Annotated in this window: 3 protein-coding genes; all 3 read right to left on the bottom strand. The window is 66.1% G+C overall.

Annotated features, from left to right (window positions below; all coding sequences use genetic code 11):
- Window positions 1-1270 (bottom strand): MFS transporter (locus ACFWF3_RS32805; RefSeq protein ID WP_379317762.1); only part of this gene is annotated, 1270 nt, incomplete at its 3' end.
- Between the two features lie 83 nt (window positions 1271-1353).
- Window positions 1354-1794, bottom strand: coding sequence for an Rrf2 family transcriptional regulator (locus ACFWF3_RS32800; protein ID WP_378991793.1), 441 nt, complete (start codon window positions 1792-1794; stop codon window positions 1354-1356).
- Between the two features lie 87 nt (window positions 1795-1881).
- Window positions 1882-2309, bottom strand: a 428-nt coding sequence (locus ACFWF3_RS32795) for a GNAT family N-acetyltransferase (RefSeq protein ID WP_379317760.1), incomplete at its 5' end; no start/stop codon positions are given.

The raw sequence follows: 2309 nt of genomic DNA, 5'->3' as shown, positions 1-2309 counted from the left end.
GTCGTGCGCTGACCAGGGCGCCGAAGAGCGCCGGACCCGCGCTGGCGCCGAGGAATTGGGCGCCCTGGAGGATCCCGAGCCCGATGCCGGCCTGTGCGGGAGCCAGAGCGCCTGCCGCGGCGCTGATGATCGGCGTCATCACGAAGATGAAGCCGGCGCACAGTGCGGTGATCCCGATCGCGGTGAGGACCAGCGAACCGCCTCCGGCCACAGCGGACAGGAATACCGCGGACAGTCCCATCACAGCCAGACCGGCCAGCGTAGGGGTGCGGGCACCGATGCGATCGGCCAGGCGTCCACTCAGCGGTGAGAGCATCGCGACGGCGAGGCCGGCCGGGATCATGACCAGCGCGCCGGTGCCCGGTTCGAGGCCGTCGACGTCGACGAGCACGATCGGCACGAACACCAAGGCGCCGAGGTTGATGCTCATTGCCAGCGACACGACGATCACAGCGATCCGGAAGACCTGGTTGCCGAACAGTGCGGGTGGGACGAACGGCCGGTCGATGCGCCGATTGCGACCGACGAACACCACGAGTGTGACCATGCCGACGACGAGGCATCCCCACGCCGAGGGCGCCGTGAATCCGGCGACCTGAGCCTGGGTGATTCCGAACAGCAGCAGTCCGGCGCCTGCACCGAGCAGGATGCCGCCGGTGAGGTCGAACCGCTCGGCGGTGGTCGGTGAGTCAGCGGGCAGGACTCGCCAGATCAACGGCAGCAGTACGAGCGCGATGGCGACCATCAGCCAGAACGGTGCGTGCCAGCCGAGCAGCTGTCCGATGCCGCCACCGAGGGCAGGTCCGGCCGCGGTGCCGATTCCTGCCGCGGCGGAGATCACCCCGATTCCCATCCCGCGTTTTTCCGCCGGCAGCAACCGGGTAACGCCGAGGATCGTGAGCACCGGGATCCCGGCCGCGCCGATGCCCATCACGATGCGCCCCGCCACCAGCGCGAGCAGACTCGGGGCGAGCGCGCTGACCAGGCTGCCCGCGGCATAGGTTGTCAGGCAGACCACGAACAGGGTCCGCAGGCTCACTCGGTCCGACAGGCGTCCGTAGAAGGGGATGCCGACGGAGAACATCAGCAGGAATCCGGTGACGACCCATGCCAATTCGGCTTCCGAGGCGTCGAACTCGGTGCCTATCGCCGGGAGCAGCAGATTGACCATGTCGCTGGCGATGACCGTCGCCAGCATCGCGGGCATGAGCACCGCCAGTAACGCCAGGCCTGAACCAGCGTGGTCGGTTTCGAGTCTCGTGGATGTCATGGGTTCCCTCTCCCAGCTGTACCGCAACCAATGCGGTTACAGTTCGGGTAAAAAAAGAACGGCGGTCTCCCGCCGTCCTGCGATCAGCGCATACGCGCCGCTCGCTCGATGTCGAATACCTTCTGGAGCAGGTGCGCGATGGTCGTCCGACCCAACTGCTCCTCCATGGCCTGCTCGGCGTTGCGGAACTGCTCGTCGACGATCGCCTGCATATGACGACCGACCTCGCACTCGGCGCTGGGCGGGTGGGCATGTCGAGACAGCACCGGCGAACCTTCGACGGCGCGGTAGGCGTCGAACAGGGTGATCTCGCGAGCAGGGCGGGCGAGTGTCCAGCCCCCACCGCGACCCTCCGTGGACCGCACCAGGTCGGCGTCACGCAGGTTGCCGAGGATGCGTCGAACCAGCACCGGATTACTCGCCAAGCTCTCCGCGATCTCCACAGACGTCAACGAACTCTCCCCGCCTTGCGCCAATTTCGTCAATGCGTGAATGGCGACCGCGCTTCTGCTGCTGACGCTCATGCATCCTCCCGGTGCCGTTGACCTTCGAAACTGAAACTAACACGGTTGCGGTTTCCGTGCATAGCGAAAACGAGGGCCGGTCATGGTTCAAGCGGGATCGGCCGGCCAGTTCTTTTCCATCCACTGGTCCGGTTCGGGGTGAGTAGTGAAGCCGTAGGGGCGGTACATGTCGTGGGCATCGCTGGTAGCCAGGGCCATACGGCGTAGCCCCCAGTCGTCGGCGTCGGCCATGATCCGGTCAAGGAGGAGTTTGCCGACGCCCTTTCCACGCTGTCGACGGTCTACATAGACGTCGGAAAGCCAGGCGAAAGTGGTGCGGTCGGTGACCAGGCGGGCGAAGGCGATCTGGGAACCGTCGTGAAACACGCTGTAGGGCAGAGAATTCTCGACGACGCGGCGGACACGCTCACGGCTGCGGCCGAGGGCCCAGTAGGCATCGGTCGACAGGCGGTGGTGGAGCCAGTCGAGATCGACGGCGGCGGGATCGGTGGAGATCTCGAGCATCGGTCCAGAAT

The sequence above is a fragment of the Nocardia sp. NPDC060220 genome, from assembly GCF_042727815.1.
Classification (GTDB): Bacteria; Actinomycetota; Actinomycetes; order Mycobacteriales; family Mycobacteriaceae; genus Nocardia.
This window is presented reverse-complemented; position numbering and strand designations above follow the sequence as displayed.